General features: G+C 58.4%; 16 protein-coding genes. 13 read left to right on the top strand and 3 right to left on the bottom strand.

Features of this window, described 5'->3' with window-relative positions; translation table 11 throughout:
- The first annotated feature begins 544 nt into the window (after positions 1-544).
- Entirely contained in the window at positions 545-1,225 is a 681-nt protein-coding gene (locus tag HNR62_RS08250; protein WP_204795597.1) for a Fe2+-dependent dioxygenase, read from the top strand.
- A 154-nt stretch (positions 1,226-1,379) separates the two neighbouring features.
- Here the strand turns inward: HNR62_RS08250 and HNR62_RS08245 are convergent, their stop codons facing one another.
- Positions 1,380-2,774 (bottom strand): uracil-xanthine permease family protein, encoded by a 1,395-nt coding sequence (locus tag HNR62_RS08245; RefSeq protein WP_204795596.1) that lies wholly within the window; start codon positions 2,772-2,774, stop codon positions 1,380-1,382.
- Between the two features lie 269 nt (positions 2,775-3,043).
- Between HNR62_RS08245 and HNR62_RS08240 the strand changes: the two genes are divergently transcribed.
- Entirely contained in the window at positions 3,044-3,403 is a 360-nt protein-coding gene (locus HNR62_RS08240; protein WP_204795595.1) for a YacL family protein, read from the top strand.
- 89 nt (positions 3,404-3,492) lie between these two features.
- On the opposite strand, the gene arfB is transcribed toward HNR62_RS08240, so the two are convergent.
- On the bottom strand, positions 3,493-3,909 hold the full coding sequence (arfB, locus tag HNR62_RS08235; RefSeq protein WP_204795594.1) for an alternative ribosome rescue aminoacyl-tRNA hydrolase ArfB: 417 nt from the start codon (positions 3,907-3,909) through the stop codon (positions 3,493-3,495).
- Positions 3,910-4,083: 174 nt separating this feature from the next.
- On the opposite strand from arfB, the gene HNR62_RS08230 reads away from it, so the two are divergent.
- The 6 genes from HNR62_RS08230 (at position 4,084) to HNR62_RS08205 (ending at position 10,886) form a co-directional block, all read left to right on the top strand.
- Complete coding sequence (locus HNR62_RS08230) at positions 4,084-4,422, top strand: P-II family nitrogen regulator (RefSeq protein WP_104487374.1); 339 nt, start codon at positions 4,084-4,086, stop codon at positions 4,420-4,422.
- Between the two features lie 15 nt (positions 4,423-4,437).
- Positions 4,438-5,664 carry an ammonium transporter gene (locus HNR62_RS08225; protein WP_204795593.1) on the top strand — a complete coding sequence of 409 codons (1,227 nt, stop codon included), beginning with the start codon at positions 4,438-4,440 and terminating at the stop codon, positions 5,662-5,664.
- A 380-nt stretch (positions 5,665-6,044) separates the two neighbouring features.
- Positions 6,045-7,058 carry a Fe(3+) ABC transporter substrate-binding protein gene (locus HNR62_RS08220; RefSeq protein ID WP_204795592.1) on the top strand — a complete coding sequence of 338 codons (1,014 nt, stop codon included), beginning with the start codon at positions 6,045-6,047 and terminating at the stop codon, positions 7,056-7,058.
- A 34-nt stretch (positions 7,059-7,092) separates the two neighbouring features.
- The gene (locus tag HNR62_RS08215) at positions 7,093-8,715 is read left to right on the top strand and encodes an ABC transporter permease (protein WP_204795591.1); all 1,623 of its coding nucleotides are present in this window, start codon (positions 7,093-7,095) and stop codon (positions 8,713-8,715) included.
- Positions 8,715-9,776 (top strand): ABC transporter ATP-binding protein, encoded by a 1,062-nt coding sequence (locus HNR62_RS08210; protein ID WP_204795590.1) that lies wholly within the window; start codon positions 8,715-8,717, stop codon positions 9,774-9,776. The genes HNR62_RS08215 and HNR62_RS08210 overlap by 1 nt, the downstream gene beginning before the upstream one ends.
- Before the next feature lie 195 nt (positions 9,777-9,971).
- Positions 9,972-10,886: a Dyp-type peroxidase gene (locus tag HNR62_RS08205; protein ID WP_204795589.1), complete on the top strand. Its 915-nt coding sequence runs from the start codon at positions 9,972-9,974 to the stop codon at positions 10,884-10,886.
- Positions 10,887-11,093: 207 nt separating this feature from the next.
- Here HNR62_RS08205 and argR read toward each other — a convergent pair whose 3' ends face one another.
- On the bottom strand, positions 11,094-11,594 hold the full coding sequence (gene argR, locus HNR62_RS08200; protein ID WP_239552685.1) for a transcriptional regulator ArgR: 501 nt from the start codon (positions 11,592-11,594) through the stop codon (positions 11,094-11,096).
- A 133-nt stretch (positions 11,595-11,727) separates the two neighbouring features.
- On the opposite strand from argR, the gene HNR62_RS08195 reads away from it, so the two are divergent.
- From HNR62_RS08195 to mdh, 5 genes are all read left to right on the top strand, one after another.
- Positions 11,728-12,465: an ATP-binding cassette domain-containing protein gene (locus HNR62_RS08195; protein WP_204795588.1), complete on the top strand. Its 738-nt coding sequence runs from the start codon at positions 11,728-11,730 to the stop codon at positions 12,463-12,465.
- Positions 12,466-12,484: 19 nt separating this feature from the next.
- Entirely contained in the window at positions 12,485-13,219 is a 735-nt protein-coding gene (locus HNR62_RS08190; RefSeq protein ID WP_204795587.1) for a transporter substrate-binding domain-containing protein, read from the top strand.
- Between the two features lies 1 nt (position 13,220).
- Positions 13,221-13,868: an arginine ABC transporter permease ArtQ gene (gene artQ, locus HNR62_RS08185; protein WP_204795586.1), complete on the top strand. Its 648-nt coding sequence runs from the start codon at positions 13,221-13,223 to the stop codon at positions 13,866-13,868.
- On the top strand, positions 13,861-14,538 hold the full coding sequence (artM, locus tag HNR62_RS08180) for an arginine ABC transporter permease ArtM (RefSeq protein ID WP_204795585.1): 678 nt from the start codon (positions 13,861-13,863) through the stop codon (positions 14,536-14,538). The genes artQ and artM overlap by 8 nt, the downstream gene beginning before the upstream one ends.
- A 123-nt stretch (positions 14,539-14,661) precedes the next feature.
- Positions 14,662-15,600 (top strand): malate dehydrogenase, encoded by a 939-nt coding sequence (gene mdh, locus HNR62_RS08175; protein WP_204795584.1) that lies wholly within the window; start codon positions 14,662-14,664, stop codon positions 15,598-15,600.
- The last annotated feature ends 158 nt before the right edge of the window (positions 15,601-15,758 follow it).

Genomic DNA, 15,758 nt, shown 5'->3' with positions numbered 1-15,758 from the left:
TTGCCAACAAACTGGCACGTATTATCTGGGCCATGCTGGTCAGGCAGGAGCACTACCGTTCGGCCTGAGCAGGCAGCAGGCTCTGCAAAAAAAAAGACAGGTTTAGCAGGAAAAACAGGTTACATCACCCCGGTGAACTGCACGTGGAAATGACGTTAATGTGGTAACAGGTAAGACCGGCCCTTGCCAATGCTGAGTGAGTACTCGGAACCTGGATTCCGTAGGGACGATAACGCTGCAAGGGCGCGGCTCTCATTAGGGCCAGAGCAAGCCAGATGCTTGCTCATCAATACAGGCCGGATATACGTATGCAGTTTTATCCTGATTACCGAAAATAACGGAAACCCCACTTGCAGGAAGCGAGGTGTCCATATATGTACTCGTAGCGTGTCGTGGGAGACGGCTGTGTTGCCTCTGCGCTCGAATTCACAAGCGATGAGAACTTTGTGCAAATTGGTATGGTTCCCCCTCAAGCTGACAGACAATTTTGTTAAAAGCCCCTCTCGGGGCTTTATCCATTTATAACGAAAATGAGTATTTCATCATGATGCTGCATATTCCCGGCGTGCTCAGCGCCGAACAGCTGGCCGAATGCCGAGCGCGGCTGCTGGCCGCCCAATGGACCGACGGCAAAACCACCGCCGGCTTTCAGTCGGCCCAGGCCAAGCACAACCTGCAGTTGCCGGAAGACGACGAAACGGCGCGCGACATCGGCGAGCTGATCACCAGGGCCCTGGCCCGGCACCCGCTGTTTATCGCCGGTGCCTTGCCCGCCAACATTTTTCCGCCGCTGTTCAACTGCTACCAGGGCGGTCAATCCTTTGGTACTCACGTAGACAATGCCATTCGGGTAAACAAGACCACGGGAGAGCAGATTCGTACCGATCTGTCGGCCACCCTGTTTTTCTGCGAGCCCGACGAATATGACGGCGGCGAGCTGGTGGTGGAAGACAGCTATGGCGCCCACAGCGTCAAGCTGCCGGCCGGTGATCTGATCCTGTACCCGTCGAGCAGCCTGCACCAGGTGCTGCCGGTGACAAGGGGGGCACGCATCAGCTCCTTTTTCTGGATTCAGAGCATGGTGCGGGATGACGGTCAGCGCAGCCTGCTGTTCGATCTGGATACGAGCATCCAGAGCATCAATCAGCAGCTGGGGGCTGACAGCGAGACCAGCATTCGGCTGACCGGCGTCTATCACAACCTGCTGCGGCGCTGGGCGTTGTGATGGGGTTGAGGGAATAGGGAGCGGGGAAGAGGGAGTAGGGAATAGGGGGCGGGGAAGAGGAAGTAGGGAATAGGGGGTGAGGAAGAGGGAATAGGGAGTGGGGAATAGAGGGCGGCTTTCACCAGTCCCGATTCCCTAATCCCCAGTCCCGTTTTTACGCCTGCTGCGTTTCGGCGGCTTCTTCGGCCTGCGGCCGGCTCAGCGGCATGATGAGATTCATCAGGATGGCGGTGATACCACCGGCGGCAATGCCGGAAGAGAACACGTTCTTGATGAGCTCTGGCATGAATTGCAGTATGTCGGGGCGCTGGGCGATGCCGAGGCCCATGCCGAAGGAAATCGCCATGATGAAGAGGGCACGACGGTCCAGGCGCTCGCGGGACAGAATGCGTACCCCGGCGGCGGCGATGGAGCCGAACATCACCAGGGTGGCGCCACCCAGTACCGGCTCGGGAATGCGCTGCACCAGGGTGCTGATGGCAGGAAACAGGCCCATGAGCACCAGAATGCCGGCCACGAAGAAGCCCACATGACGACTGGCGACGCCGGTCATCTGGATCACGCCGTTGTTCTGGCTGAAGGTGGACACCGGAAAGGTATTGAAGACGGAGGCCAGGGAGGAGTTGATGCCATCACCCAGCACGCAGCCCTTGAGTCGACGCATGTAAACGGGGCCGCTGACTGGCTCGCCGGACACTTCCGAGGTGGCGGTGGTATCGCCGATGCCTTCCAGCGCCGTGATCAGAAACACCAGCACCAGCGGTATAAACAGCGAGGCGTCGAAACCCAGACCGTATTGCAGCGGAATGGGGAAGGCCATGGAGGGGAGGCTGCCTTCCAGCGGGGCCAGCTTGCCCATGGTCCAGGCCAGCAGGGTACCGGTGACCATGGCAACCAGAATGGACGACAACCGAACATAGGGATTACGGCTGCGGTTCATCAGGATAATGATGCCCAGCACGGTACCGGCGAGGGCCAGGTTGTCGAGCGCGCCGAAGGTGCCGCCGGCGATGGCACCGAAACCGCCACCGATGGAGGTCAGGCCCAGTTGGATCAGGGTCAGGCCTATCAGGGTGACGATGATGCCGCTGACCAGCGGCGAGATGACGCGACGGGCCAGGTGCAGAAAACGCGAGAGGATCATCTCGGTGGGCGCGGCCAGCAGGGCGGTGCCGAAAATGGCGGCCAGCATGGCTTCGGTGGTGACGCCACCGTCTTTCATGGCCAGGCCGCTGGCGATGATGGGGCCGAGAAAATTGAAGCTGGTGCCCTGAATCGACAGCAGGCCGGTGCCGACGGGGCCGAACCGTTTCATCTGAATAAAGGAAGCCACACCGGTAATGAACAGCGACATGCTGATGATATGAGAGGTGTCGGCGGCGGGGATACCCAGGGTCTGACAGATGATCAGCGGCGGTGTGATCACCGCCACGAACAGCGCCAGCAGGTGCTGGATGGCGGCGAACAGAGACTGCACGAAGGGCGGTTTGTCGTGCAGCTTGTAGACCAGTTCCTGTGGGACGGCCTGATGGTGCGGGTCATGACTCATGGTGTCTGCGTTCCAATGGTGTATACAATTTATTAATCAGACGGCCTGATTGTTTTTATGATTGGCCTGTCTGGTGGGGTAACTTTTCTTTATGTGAAGATGTTTAATCTACATATACTGCAATGTGCAACCGAATATTCCTTCCGGTGGAGAAAGGCGGCATAGGATACTGGAGATAAATACATCAGGCCAGTTTATGTGAATTGAAACAGCCCTGTTCAGTGCCGGTCACCGGGAGTAGAATCGCGGCTTTATTGCTGGAGGTGCCTGTGGAGTTTGAATTTTTTCGGGATCTGAATGGCCATCATCGAGCCCGTTTTACCATGGGCCACGAAGTGATGGGCCCATGGCTGACCGACGAGGTCGGTATTGCCGAGGCGACGGCGCTGCTGTCGACCATCGAGACCCTTGAAGCGGGCGAGGCGCAGGAATTCAAGAAGACGTATCCCGAGTGTACCCTGCTGCTGACCCGGGAAGAGGCCGAGCTCAGCGCCCATGCCCTGGCTTTCGATACCGACGAGATGGAAGAGGGTCTGGCCTATTACGACGACGAGTTGTACGCCGGTTGCGGCCTGGACGATCTGGCCCGGGTGCTGGAGCAATGGCGAGACTTCTGCAGTAACCGTTAATTCGTGAGGGGTGAAGAGTGAGACGTAAAACAAAGCAGCGCCGGCTTTTGCTCTCACCCCTCACCCCTCACCCAGTCACTCCTCACCCCTTACAGCTTTACCTTCCCCCGTCCGCTTTTGATTTTTCCCCTGAGCGTCTTGCTGTCGGTGCGCTTGCGTTTGGCATTTTTACTCGGCTGGGTGGGACGACGCACCTTTACCGGTTTGCCGGCTTGCTGCAGCAGGGCGAGCAGTGCTTCTTTGGCGGTTTCCTTGTTCATCAGCTGGCTGCGGTGGCTCTCGACACGGATCATGATCCAGCCCGAGGCCAGTATCCGGTTGTCCTTCATTTGCCGCAGTGCCGCCTTGTAGCCATCGGGCAGGCTGGGGCTGTTGGCGTAGTCGAAACGCAGTTGCACCGCCGAGTCGGTCTTGTTCACATGCTGGCCGCCGGGGCCGCTGGCACGCATGGTGATAAATTCCAGTTCCTGCTCGGGGATCTGCACCCGGGCCGATAGAGATAACATGGTAACTCCATTGCACCATCTTGGTGCCTTTAGTGTATCGACTGCACCAGCATCATATCACGACGCTTAAATTATCCTGTCATGCCAGTTTAAATCATTGAAAATAAAAGAATAATAAAACTGGCACGATGCTTGTAGGTCTTTAACCAATCCAGACACACAAGGAAGCTCGCCATGAAAATGATTTGCGCCATTATCAAACCCTTCAAGCTCGATGACGTGCGGTCGGCGCTGGCTCACGTCGGCATCGACGGCATGACGGTGACGGAAGTAAAAGGCTTCGGTCGTCAGAAGGGGCACACCGAACTGTATCGCGGGGCCGAATACACGGTGGATTTTCTGCCCAAGATTAAACTGGAGATTGCCACCCAGAGTGATCAGGTGGAACTGGTGATCGAAGCCATTACCGAAACCGCCTATACCGGCAAGATTGGCGACGGCAAGATTTTTGTTTATGACCTGCAGCAAACCGTGCGCATCCGTACCGGCGAGCGGGACATGGAAGCTATTTAAGCGAGGGAGAGCATAATGGATACCTTAACCGAAATGAAGTTTGCCCTGGACACCTTTTATTTCCTGATGTCCGGCGTACTGGTGATGTGGATGGCGGCGGGGTTTGCCATGCTGGAGGCCGGCCTGGTGCGCGCCAAGAACACCACCGAAATCCTGACCAAGAATATTCTGTTGTTTGCCATTGCCTGCACCATGTACCTGCTGGTGGGTTATCACATCATGTATGTGGACAATGCCGAAGGTGGCTGGCTGCCGAGCCTGGGTGGCCTGATTGGCAGCCAGGCCGGTGACGCCGACCATGCGCTGGAAGCCGACTTCTTCTTTCAGGTGGTGTTTGTCGCCACCGCCATGTCCATCGTCTCCGGGGCCGTGGCCGAGCGCATGAAGCTGTGGGCCTTCCTGGCGTTCTCGGTGGTACTGACCGCCTTCATCTATCCGCTGGAAGGCTACTGGACCTGGGGGGGCGGTTTTCTGTCTGAATGGGGCTTCTTCGACTTTGCCGGCTCCGGCATAGTGCATATGGCCGGTGCCTGCGCGGCCCTGGCCGGGGTGCTGCTGTTGGGTGCCCGTAAAGGCAAATACGGCAAGAACGGTTCCATTCATCCGATCCCCGGCTCCAACATGCCGCTGGCGACCCTGGGTACCTTTATTCTATGGATGGGCTGGTTCGGCTTTAACGGTGGCTCACAGCTGTTGCTGTCCGATGTGGAAAACTCGACCGCCGTGGCCAGGATCTTCGTCAACACCAACGCCGCCGCCGCCGCCGGCGCCATCGGTGCCCTGGTGGTCACCAAACTGACCTGGGGCAAGGCCGATCTGACCATGGTGCTCAACGGCGCCCTGGCCGGTCTGGTGGCCATTACCGCCGATCCCCTGTCGCCCGGTCATCTGTGGGGTGCTGCCATCGGCCTGCTGGCGGGCATACTGGTGGTCTATGCCATAGTGGTGCTGGACAAGCTGCGCATAGACGATCCTGTTGGCGCCATCTCGGTGCACGGTGTCTGCGGTATCTTCGGCCTGCTGCTGGTGCCGGTGGCCAATGCCGATGCCACCCTGTGGGCCCAGTTGACCGGTATCCTGGTGATTGGCGCCTGGGTATTCCTCGCCAGCCTGCTGGTGTGGTATGTGCTGAAACAGGTGATGGGTATTCGGGTGACCGAGGAAGAAGAAATGTCCGGCATGGACATGATCGACTGCGGCATCGATGCCTATCCCGAATTTGTGACCGTGAAACAGAACTGAGCACCGTTGTTATAACGGCCATGGTTTGACGGGGCATGGTTTGACGGTAGCTCATATTTATCACCGACTAATCAATGATGCCGCCGTTTAGGCGGGTCATCTCCGCGAAGGCGGAGAGCCATGGCACTGGATTCCCGCCTTCGCGGGAATGGAAACAGAAGGTTCAGGCAGTTTATCAGTCGTCAGGGGAGGCCATGGGGCCTCCCCTTCTTTTTTGTCTGGTAGCCGATCCGGCGCAAGGACGGCTCGGCCCGAAGAAGTAATAATGTTGAGGATGAAAACTTTTACTATTTGGATGCCAATTGCTTATTGATTCCGAATCATCTCTGAGTATAATTCTAAACGTTAATTATTCTCACTCAACTAAATGGATCTGGATGATGTCTAAGAAATTTTTCCTGTCGTCGGCGGCGTTGCTGGTTGCCAGTTTCACCAGCCAGGCCTTTGCCGAAGAAGTTAATGTTTACTCCAATCGCCAGGATTTTCTGATCGCGCCGATCATCGACACCTTTACCAAGGAAACCGGTATCGACGTCAATGTGGTGTACATCAAGGACGGTATGGGGGAACGTCTGCAGCGCGAAGGCCGTCTGTCACCGGCGGATCTGGTGCTGACCGTGGACGTCAGCCGCCTGATGGACGTCGTCGACAAGGATCTGACCCAGTCGGTGGACAGCCAGGTACTGGAAGAGAACATTCCGGCCCAGTACCGCGATGCAGACGGCAAGTGGTTTGCCCTCACCACCCGCGCCCGCGCCATCTACAGTTCGGTAGAGCGGGTCGGCAAGCGTGACGACATCAGCTATGAAGAGCTGGCCGATCCCAAATACAAGGGTAAAATCTGTACCCGTAGCGGCAAGCACCCCTACAATGTGGCGCTGACGGCCTCCATGATTGACGAGCACGGCGCCGAGTACACTAAGACCTGGCTCGAAGGCGTGAAAGCCAACCTGGCGCAGAAGCCCCAGGGCGGTGACCGGGATCAGATCAAGGCCATCCGGGACGGCGTCTGTGATTATGCCCTGGGCAACAGCTACTACTACGGTGTCATGCTGACCGATGACAAGCAGCGCGAATGGGCCGAATCCGCCTATATCAACTTCCCCAATCAGGCGGATCGCGGCACTCACGTCAACATCTCTGCCGTGGCGCTGGCCAAGCATGCCAAGAACAAGGATGCCGCCGTCAAGTTGATGGAATTCCTGTCCGGTGACGAAGCGCAGCACCTGTATGCGTCCGTCAACCACGAGTATCCGGTCAAGCCCGGCGTGGAGCCGTCCGCGCTGGTGAAGAGCTGGGGTGACTTCAAGTCCGACACCCGTCCGCTGAGCGATGTGGCAAAACATGCCAAAGAAGCGGTGCAATTGATGGACGAAGTCCAATACGATCTGTAAAAAGACGGGGGTTGGCCCCCGTTCCGAGTTGTAGATGAAAAGACCTGGTTGGACGGTCGGCAGTTGGGCCCTGGCTTTGCTGCTGACCTTGCCTGTGATGGCACTATTATATGAAGCACTGTTACCCGCAGAAGACCTCTTCCGTCATCTGTGGGGCACGGTGCTTCCTGCGTATATCAACAATACCTTCTGGCTGGTGTTGCTGGTCATGGTGTTCAGCCTGTTGTGCGGGGTGCCCGCCGCCTGGCTGATGGCGATGTGCGAGCTGCCCGGCAAACGCTGGCTGCAGTGGGCGCTGATCCTGCCCCTGGCCATGCCTTCCTATATCGTCGCCTTCGTTTATACCGACCTGCTGGACTTTTCCGGTCCGGTGCAGGGCACGCTGCGCCAGTGGTTTGGCTGGCAGTCGGCTGCCGATTATTATTTTCCGGCCATTCGTACCCTGGGCGGCGCCGCCCTGATGCTGGGGCTGGTGCTGTATCCCTATGTCTATCTGCTGGCCCGTACCGCCTTTCTCGAGCAGTCCACCAGCCTGATCCAGTCCAGCCGTCTGCTGGGATGCACGCCCTGGCAGAGTTTCAAGCGGGTCAGCCTGCCGCTGGCGCGGCCCTCGATCGCGGTGGGGCTGTCATTGGTGGCAATGGAAACCCTGGCCGACTTCGGCACCGTCAACTTCTTCGCGGTCAACACCCTGACCACGGCGGTGTACGATACCTGGCTGGGTTATGGCAGCCTCAATGCCGCCGCCAAAATCGCCGCCATGATGCTGCTGGTGTTGATGCTGCTGCTGAGTGTCGAGCGCATCAGCCGCAAGCGCCAGCAGGTGTTTCAGAAGGGCATGGGGCACGAACAGGAAACCGGTTATCGACTGAGCGGCGTATCGAAATGGGGCGCCCTGGCGTTTTGCTGGGGACTGGTGGCGGTGGGCTTCCTGTTGCCCTTCGTCATTCTCTGTTATCACGCCCTGCATTATTTCGAACAGGCCTGGAATGCCCGTTTCTTCGAATACAGCATCAACAGCCTGATACTCTCGACCCTGGTGGCCGGGCTGGCGCTGTTCATCGCCCTGCTGCTGGGCATGACGCACCGGTTGACCGGAAAAACCTACACGGTACTGCCGATGCGGCTGGCCAGCATGGGCTATGCACTGCCCGGTACCGTGCTGGCCATCGGGGTACTGGTGCCCCTGACCAGCCTCGATTTTGCCATCAACGATCTGGCCCTGTGGCTGGGAATGAGCGAGCCCGGTCTGCTGCTGACCGGCACCATGACCGCCATCGCCTTCGGTTATCTGGTCCGCTTCGGCGCCATGGCGGTGGGAGCGGTGGAAAGCAGCCTCGGCAAGGTGTCGCCGTCGCTGGACATGGTGACCCAGACCATGGGCTATGGTCCGGGCGCCATGATGATGAAGGTACACATGCCGCTGATCCGCAAGGGCATGCTGGCCGGCGCCCTGCTGGTGTTTATCGAATGCATGAAAGAACTGCCGGCGGCCCTGCTGCTGCGGCCGTTCAACTTTCAGACCCTGGCGACCTATGTATATCAGTTTGTGTCCGACGAGCAGCTGGAGGTGGGGGCCCTGCCCGCCATCGTCATCGTGCTGGTGGGACTGATACCGCTGATTTTCCTGAATCGATCACTGGAGCAGCATCACTGATGGCGGCATTGGATGTAAACGGCATTTGCTGTAGTTATAACGGTAACCCCATACTGGATGACCTGTCGTTGCAGGTGGCCGAAAATGAAATCATGTGTCTGCTGGGCGCCAGTGGCTGTGGCAAGACCACACTGCTGAAGGCGGTGGCGGGCTTGCTGCCGGTAACCCGGGGAGAGATTCATATCCATGGCCGGCAGATGAACGGCAAGGGGGTGGAAGTCGTACCCGAGCGGCGCAATATCGGCATGATTTTTCAGGATTATGCGCTGTTTCCGCATCTGACGGTGGCGCAGAACGTGGCCTTCGGCCTGCAAAGCAAGGAAAGCAACAAGGTGCGCATCAAGGCCCGGGTTGCCGAGGTGCTGGAGCTGGTGAATCTGGCGGCTCTGGGTGCGCGTTACCCGCATCAGCTGTCCGGTGGCCAGCAGCAGCGGGTCGCCATTGCCCGGGCCATGATCTGCCAGCCGGGACTGATGTTGCTCGACGAACCCTTCTCCAACATCGATACCCAAGTGCGGATGCGGCTGATCGGTGAAATCCGGGATCTGCTCAAGGGGCAGGGGATCAGTGCCATCTTCGTTACCCACAGCAAGGAAGAGGCCTTCGCCTTCTCCGATCGGCTGGCGCTGTTCCGGGCCGGTCATATCGAGCAGGTGGGGCGGCCGCAAACCCTGTATCAGCATCCGCAAAGCCGTTTCGTGGCCGACTTTCTCGGCCAGGCCAACTATGTGCCCGCGACCGTGCTCGACAACAGTACCCTGCTGACGGCCATGGGTCCCATCGTGAGTCAGGCGGCACTGAACGCCGACCCCGGCACCCATGGTCAGCTGATGCTGCGCCCACGGCAAATCCAGCTGTCGCTGACCGAAAAGGGCAATGGCCGGGTGCTGGAGCAGCAGTTTCTCGGCACCCATACCCGCTGTGTGGTGGAGTGCCAGAGCCTGCAGCTGGAAGTGAGTATCAACGAGCCATTACCCGCCGTCAGCCAGGTCAATGTGAAGGTGCTGCCTCATGCCCTGACCTTCTTTCCCGACTCCGAAGGCCAGCGCGCCGTGGCCTGACCCCGGGGATTCGTGATTTGAGTCTCGGCCCGGGAGCCTGGGTTGTGGACGAGGAACGAGTCCCCACATCGGGCTGGCGACGCCATGTTGGAATTCGCTTCGCTCATTCGCAACCTGCTTTCTGCCAGTCCCCGATCCCCAGTCCCTGTTTTTGTCGTTATACTGGTCTTTTTCGAAGCAACGGAAGAGCAGACGATGACAGCACAAGCCGGTATTTGCGCCGAACCCAATCTTCATGCCCATTACCTGATGTTCGAGATCCGTCCCCATCGCTTCGAGGCGGTACGAGCCGCTCTGGCCGAGATACCGGCCCTGTGGCAGGGACTGCGACAGGACTATCCGGATGCGGCCTTTTCCGGTGTGGTGGCGGTGGGCAACGAAGCCTGGGATGAGCTTTATCCCGGTGCACGCCCGGCGGAGCTGATGCCCTTTCCGGCGCAGCAGCAAGGTCAGCGCATCGCGCCCGAAACCCCCTTCGATCTGTTCTTTCAGCTGCGGGCCGACCGGCTGGACGTGGCCTATATCGCCGTGCAGCGGGTAATGGCCCTGCTGGCGGGCAAGGTTGAACTGCAAGAGGAACGCCAGGGCTTTCGTTATCTCGACGGCCGTGACATGACCGGTTTTGTGGACGGCACCGAAAACCCCCAGGGTGACGACAGAGCCGAAGTGGCGCTGGTGGGCGAGGGGCGCTTCGCCGATGGCAGTTACCTCCATGTGCAGCGCTACCGGCACAAGATGACCCGCTGGCAGAAGCTGGCGGTGAAGGCACAGGAAGATATCTATGGCCGCACCAAGTCCGACAATATCGAGTACGAGTCGGCCCGGAAGGCCCCGACGGCCCACACCCGGAGGACCAGCCTCAAGGACGCCGCGGGCAACGGCATGGAGATTCTGCGCCAGAGCATGCCCTGGGGCACGGCCGCCGCACAGGGCCTGGTGTTTGTCTCCTGCTGCCACACGCCGCTGCACTTTACCCGCATGCTGGAAAACATGTATCAGCCCGACGACGCCGGACACTTCGATCACCTGACACTCTTTACCCAGGCCGAAACCGGTGCCGCTTTCTTCGCGCCTTCGGAAGAGTGGCTGGCGATGCAGGGGGACTTGTAAATACAGCGTTGATGGTGAGGCGTGAGGGGACATCGAGGGGGCGTAGGGTCGAATTTATTCGACCGCTCAGGGCTCGGTGTCATGCCCCGGTCGATTGAAATCGACCCTAGGTACTGTAAACAAAGCATCGATGGTGAGGAGTAAGGGTAAGGGATAAAGTAGATGCAGGGCTCACCTTACTCCTCTCGCCTCACCATGATTTTTTGCTTAAACGTACTGTTCGAACAGCTCCAGTACGCTCTGGAACAGGGTTTCTATCGGGGTGTCGTTGGTGGGGGTGATGAAGATGGTGTCATCGCCGGCGATGGTGCCGAGAATACCTTCGGCCTTGCCGAGCGAGTCCAGCATACGGGCAATCAGCTGGGCGGCACCGGGACTGGTGTGGATCACGATCAGCGCACTGTTGTGGCCTACATCCAGCACCAGATTCTTCAACTGGCTGCTACTGGTGGGCACGCCCAGTTCGATCGGCAGGCAATAGACCATTTCCATCTTGGCATTGCGGGTACGCACGGCGCCGAACTTGCTCAGCATGCGTGAAACCTTGGACTGGTTGATATTGTCGAAGCCCAGATCCTGCAGCGCAGTCACTATCTCTGCCTGGGAGCCGAAGCTTTCTTCCTTGAGCAGGGCCTTGAAGGCCTTGATCAGTTGTTCTTGCTTTTCGTTCATTTTTTGCAGCCGACCGAGCGTGGTTGAATGGGACATATTGTCTATCCGTGGTCATTTTTTATCAAGGAATAGTCATTTATTTTGCATAAAGATGCAAAATTAGCTTGCATTAACATCAATGAAAAATAAAATCAGCCGAACACTCTGACAAATGATGTGAATATAGCGCATGGGCATAGAATTCAGCGGCATTTGCAAGTCCTGGGCTGGTCAGGAAATTTTAAGCCAGGTTTCGCTTAAATGCGATGCCGGAGAGACATTAGTGCTACTTGGACCAAGCGGAGCAGGCAAAAGTTCTCTGTTGCGGCTACTTAACCTGCTGGATATTCCGGATTCCGGTCAGTTGACCATCGCCGGTGAGCATTTTTCCTTTCCCGATGCGCGTTCGAGCCAGCTGCAGAAAAGAGCCCAGCAGCTGCGCGGCAAGGTAGGCATGGTATTTCAGCAATATCATCTGTGGCCGCATCTGACGGTAGAACAGAATCTGCTGGAAGCGCCGCTCAAGGTGCTGGGCATGGATAAAACCAAGGCGCAGGACAAGGCCGGTTACCTGCTGAGCCAGCTCAAGCTGAGTGATAAGCGCCAGGCCTGGCCGGGCGCGCTGTCGGGTGGTCAGCAGCAGCGGGTGGCCATCGCCCGGGCGCTGATGATGAATCCGTCGGTGCTGCTGTTCGATGAACCCACGGCGGCCCTGGATCCGGAAATTACCAAGGAAGTGGCGGAGATCATACTGCAACTGGGACAAACCGGCATTACCCAGGTGATTGTGACCCACGAAGTCGGTTTTGCCCGGCGCGTGGCAACCAAGGTGGCCTATCTGGAACAGGGCCGCCTGGTGGAATACGGCGATGCCGGACTGCTCGACCATCCCCAGACTCGGCGGTTGGCCGAGTTTCTGACTCATTAATGACCATAAGGACATCATCATGAACAAGACACTGTTATCCCTGGCGCTGCTGGCGACCTGTGGCGCGGCCCAGGCGGAAGAAGTGAAGTTTGTCACCAATGCGGCCTATCCTCCCTTCGAATTTGTCGATGAAAACAACGAGATGCAGGGCTTCGATCTCGATCTGGCCCGGGCGCTGTGTGACGTGGCCGCCCTTCAGTGCAGCTTTCATAACCAGTCCTTCGACAGCCTGATCCCCAGCCTCAAGTTCCGTCGTTATCATGCCGCCATCGCCGCCATGGACATTACCCCAGAGCGTGCCAAACAGGTGGATTTCAGCAATATCTACTACGAAAACTCCGCCGTGTTCGTGGCGCCGACCGACGAATTTGACAGCATCGACGGCCTGAACGGCAAGACGGTGGGCGTGCAGAACGGCACTTCGCACCAGAAATACATTCAGGACAAGCTGGAAAGCGAAGGTCTGGAGACCCGTCCCTATCAGAGCGTGCAGGATGCGCTGCTGGACATGACCAACGGTCGTCTGCATGCGGTGTTTGCCGATACCGCCGTGGTGGGTGAGTGGCTGGGCAAAAACGACGGCTATGCGGTACTGGGCGAGCGCATCACCGATGACAATTACTTCGGTACCGGTTTCGGCATTGCGGTGACCAAGGGCAATCAGGAGCTGCTCGACAAGCTGAACCAGGGCCTGAGCGAGCTCAAGGCCAACGGCAGCTACGATCGTCTCTACCAAAAGTACTTTCCCCAGTAATATGCTGACCCACCTGATGAATGCCAGCCTGATGACGCTGGGGCTGGCATTGATGTCATTGGCGGCCGGCCTGGTGCTGGCCATCTTGCTGTGCGGCGCCGAGATGAGCCGTTTTGCCCTGCTGCGCTGGCCGGCGACCCTGCTGACCACGGTATTGCGCGGCCTGCCCGAAATACTGGTGGTGTTCTTTATCTATTTCGGTTCGACCCAGATACTGTTTCTGCTGACCGGCGAGTATCTGGAGTTCAGTCCCTTCTGGTGTGGAGTGACGGCCTTGTCGCTGCTGTTTGCCGCCTATGCCGCCCAGACCCTGCGCGGGGCGCTCAACGCGGTGCCTCAGGGCCAGCGACAGGCGGCGCAGGCGCTGGGGTTGCCGCCCCTGTACACCTTTGTGCGCATCGTATTGCCGCAAACCTGGCGCCATGCGCTGCCGGGGCTGGGTAACCAGTGGCTGATCCTGCTGAAAGACACCGCCCTGGTGTCCTTGATCGGAGTGCACGACTTGATGTATCAGGCCAAGGCCATTGCTGCCCGCACCTATGAACCCTTTACCTGGTATGGCATGGCGGCGCTGATCTATCTGGCGATAACCGTGCTCAGCCAGCAGGGGCTGAAACGACTGCGTGCGAGGGTAACCCGTTATGACTGACTGGCTTGGCTATCTGCCGACCCTGCTGCAAGGGGTGGAGATCACCCTGACCATCACCGGCGCCGGCCTCTTGCTGGGGCTGGTGATTGCCCTGGTGCTGACCTGGATTCTGGAGCTCAGGGTGCCGGTGCTGGCGCAACTGACGGAAGGCTATTTGTTGCTGCTGACCGGTACCCCGCTGCTGGTACAGATTTTTCTGGTGTACTACGGTCCCGCCCAGTTTGACTGGGTAAAGAACAGCTGGGCCTGGACCTATCTGCGTGAGCCCATGTTCTGCGCCATTCTGGCGCTGGGCATGAATGCCGGCGCCTACACCTGCCGCCTGTTCAAGGGCGCGCTGGACGCGGTGCCGAAAGGCGAAACCCTGGCCTGTCAGGCGCTGGGCATGAATGGCTGGCAGACGTTGAGCGTCAAGCTGCGCCATGCCGGAAGGCGGGTGATCCCGGCCTATTCCAACGAAGTGGTGCTGGTACTCAAGGGCAGTTCCCTGGCCAGTACCATCTCGATCATGGAAATCATGGGTCTGGCCCAGCGACTCAATGGTCAGACCTACGACACCCTGGCCGTGTTCGGAATGGCCGGTGCCATTTATCTGGTGCTGAATGGCCTGCTGACTTTTTTGTTTCGTCTGCTCGAACGGCGGGCCCTGGTATTCCAGACTCGGGGATGAGCGGCGCTGGCTCACAGAACCGCATACTCGGCATCCCTGATCATTGTTTTTCTGCGGCGCTTTCGCTATGTTGCTAAAGCCCTAGGAAACGCCTAACAACCCATAATAAAACGGAGTTCAGTCATGAAAGTTGCCGTACTTGGAGCCGCCGGTGGTATCGGCCAGGCTCTGGCCCTGCTGTTGAAAAACAACCTGCCTGCCGGTTCTGCATTAAGCCTGTACGATATCGCGCCCGTCACTCCCGGTGTTGCCGCCGATCTGAGCCACATCCCGACCGCCGTGAGCGTGGTGGGTTTTGGCGGTGAAGATCCGGCCCCGGCACTGGAAGGCGCCGACATAGTGCTGATCTCCGCCGGTGTAGCCCGCAAGCCGGGCATGGATCGTGCCGACCTGTTCAACGTGAACGCCGGTATCGTCAAGAATCTGATCGAAAAAGCAGCGGCCACCTGTCCCAAGGCCTGTATCGCCATCATCACCAATCCGGTGAACACGACTGTGCCGATTGCCGCCGAAGTGCTGAAAAAAGCCGGCGTCTACGACAAGAACAAGCTGTTCGGTATCACTACGCTGGACGTGATCCGCGCCGAGACCTTCGTGGCCGAAGCCAAGGGCCTGAACGTGTCTGACGTCAAGGTACCGGTTATCGGTGGCCACAGCGGTGTGACCATACTGCCGCTGCTGTCTCAGGTTGAAGGCGCTTCTTTCTCCGATGAAGAAATCGAGAAGCTGACCTACCGCATCCAGAACGCCGGTACCGAAGTGGTTGAAGCCAAGGCCGGCGGCGGCTCCGCCACCCTGTCCATGGGTCAGGCTGCCTGTCGTTTCGCGCTGTCTCTGGTCAAGGCCATGCAGGGCGAAAGCAACGTGGTTGAATGCACCTATGTCGACGGCGGCAGCGAGCACGCTCAGTTCTTCGCACAGCCGGTACTGCTGGGCAAGAACGGCGTGGAAAAAGTGCTGCCTTACGGCGACATCAGTGCCTTCGAACAGGCTGCGATGAACGGCATGCTGGAAACCCTGAAAGGCGATATCGCCAAGGGTGTCGAGTTCGTCAACCAGTAAGGTTCGAATTCGGTCCGATGAAAAAGGGAGCTTCGGCTCCCTTTTTGCTTTCTCTGAACAATAAGGCGCTATATGAAACGTCAGAGCAAAGATATCGCTGCGCGATATTGCACAGCTGAAGCAGTGCCTACATCCGTGCAATATGTTGGCCCAATGGC

Origin of the sequence: Oceanisphaera litoralis (assembly GCF_016907015.1) — a bacterium.
Taxonomy (GTDB): Bacteria; Pseudomonadota; Gammaproteobacteria; order Enterobacterales; family Aeromonadaceae; genus Oceanimonas; species Oceanimonas litoralis.
The sequence above is the reverse complement of the archived record's forward strand: the minus strand, read 5'-3'. Positions and strand labels throughout refer to the sequence as shown.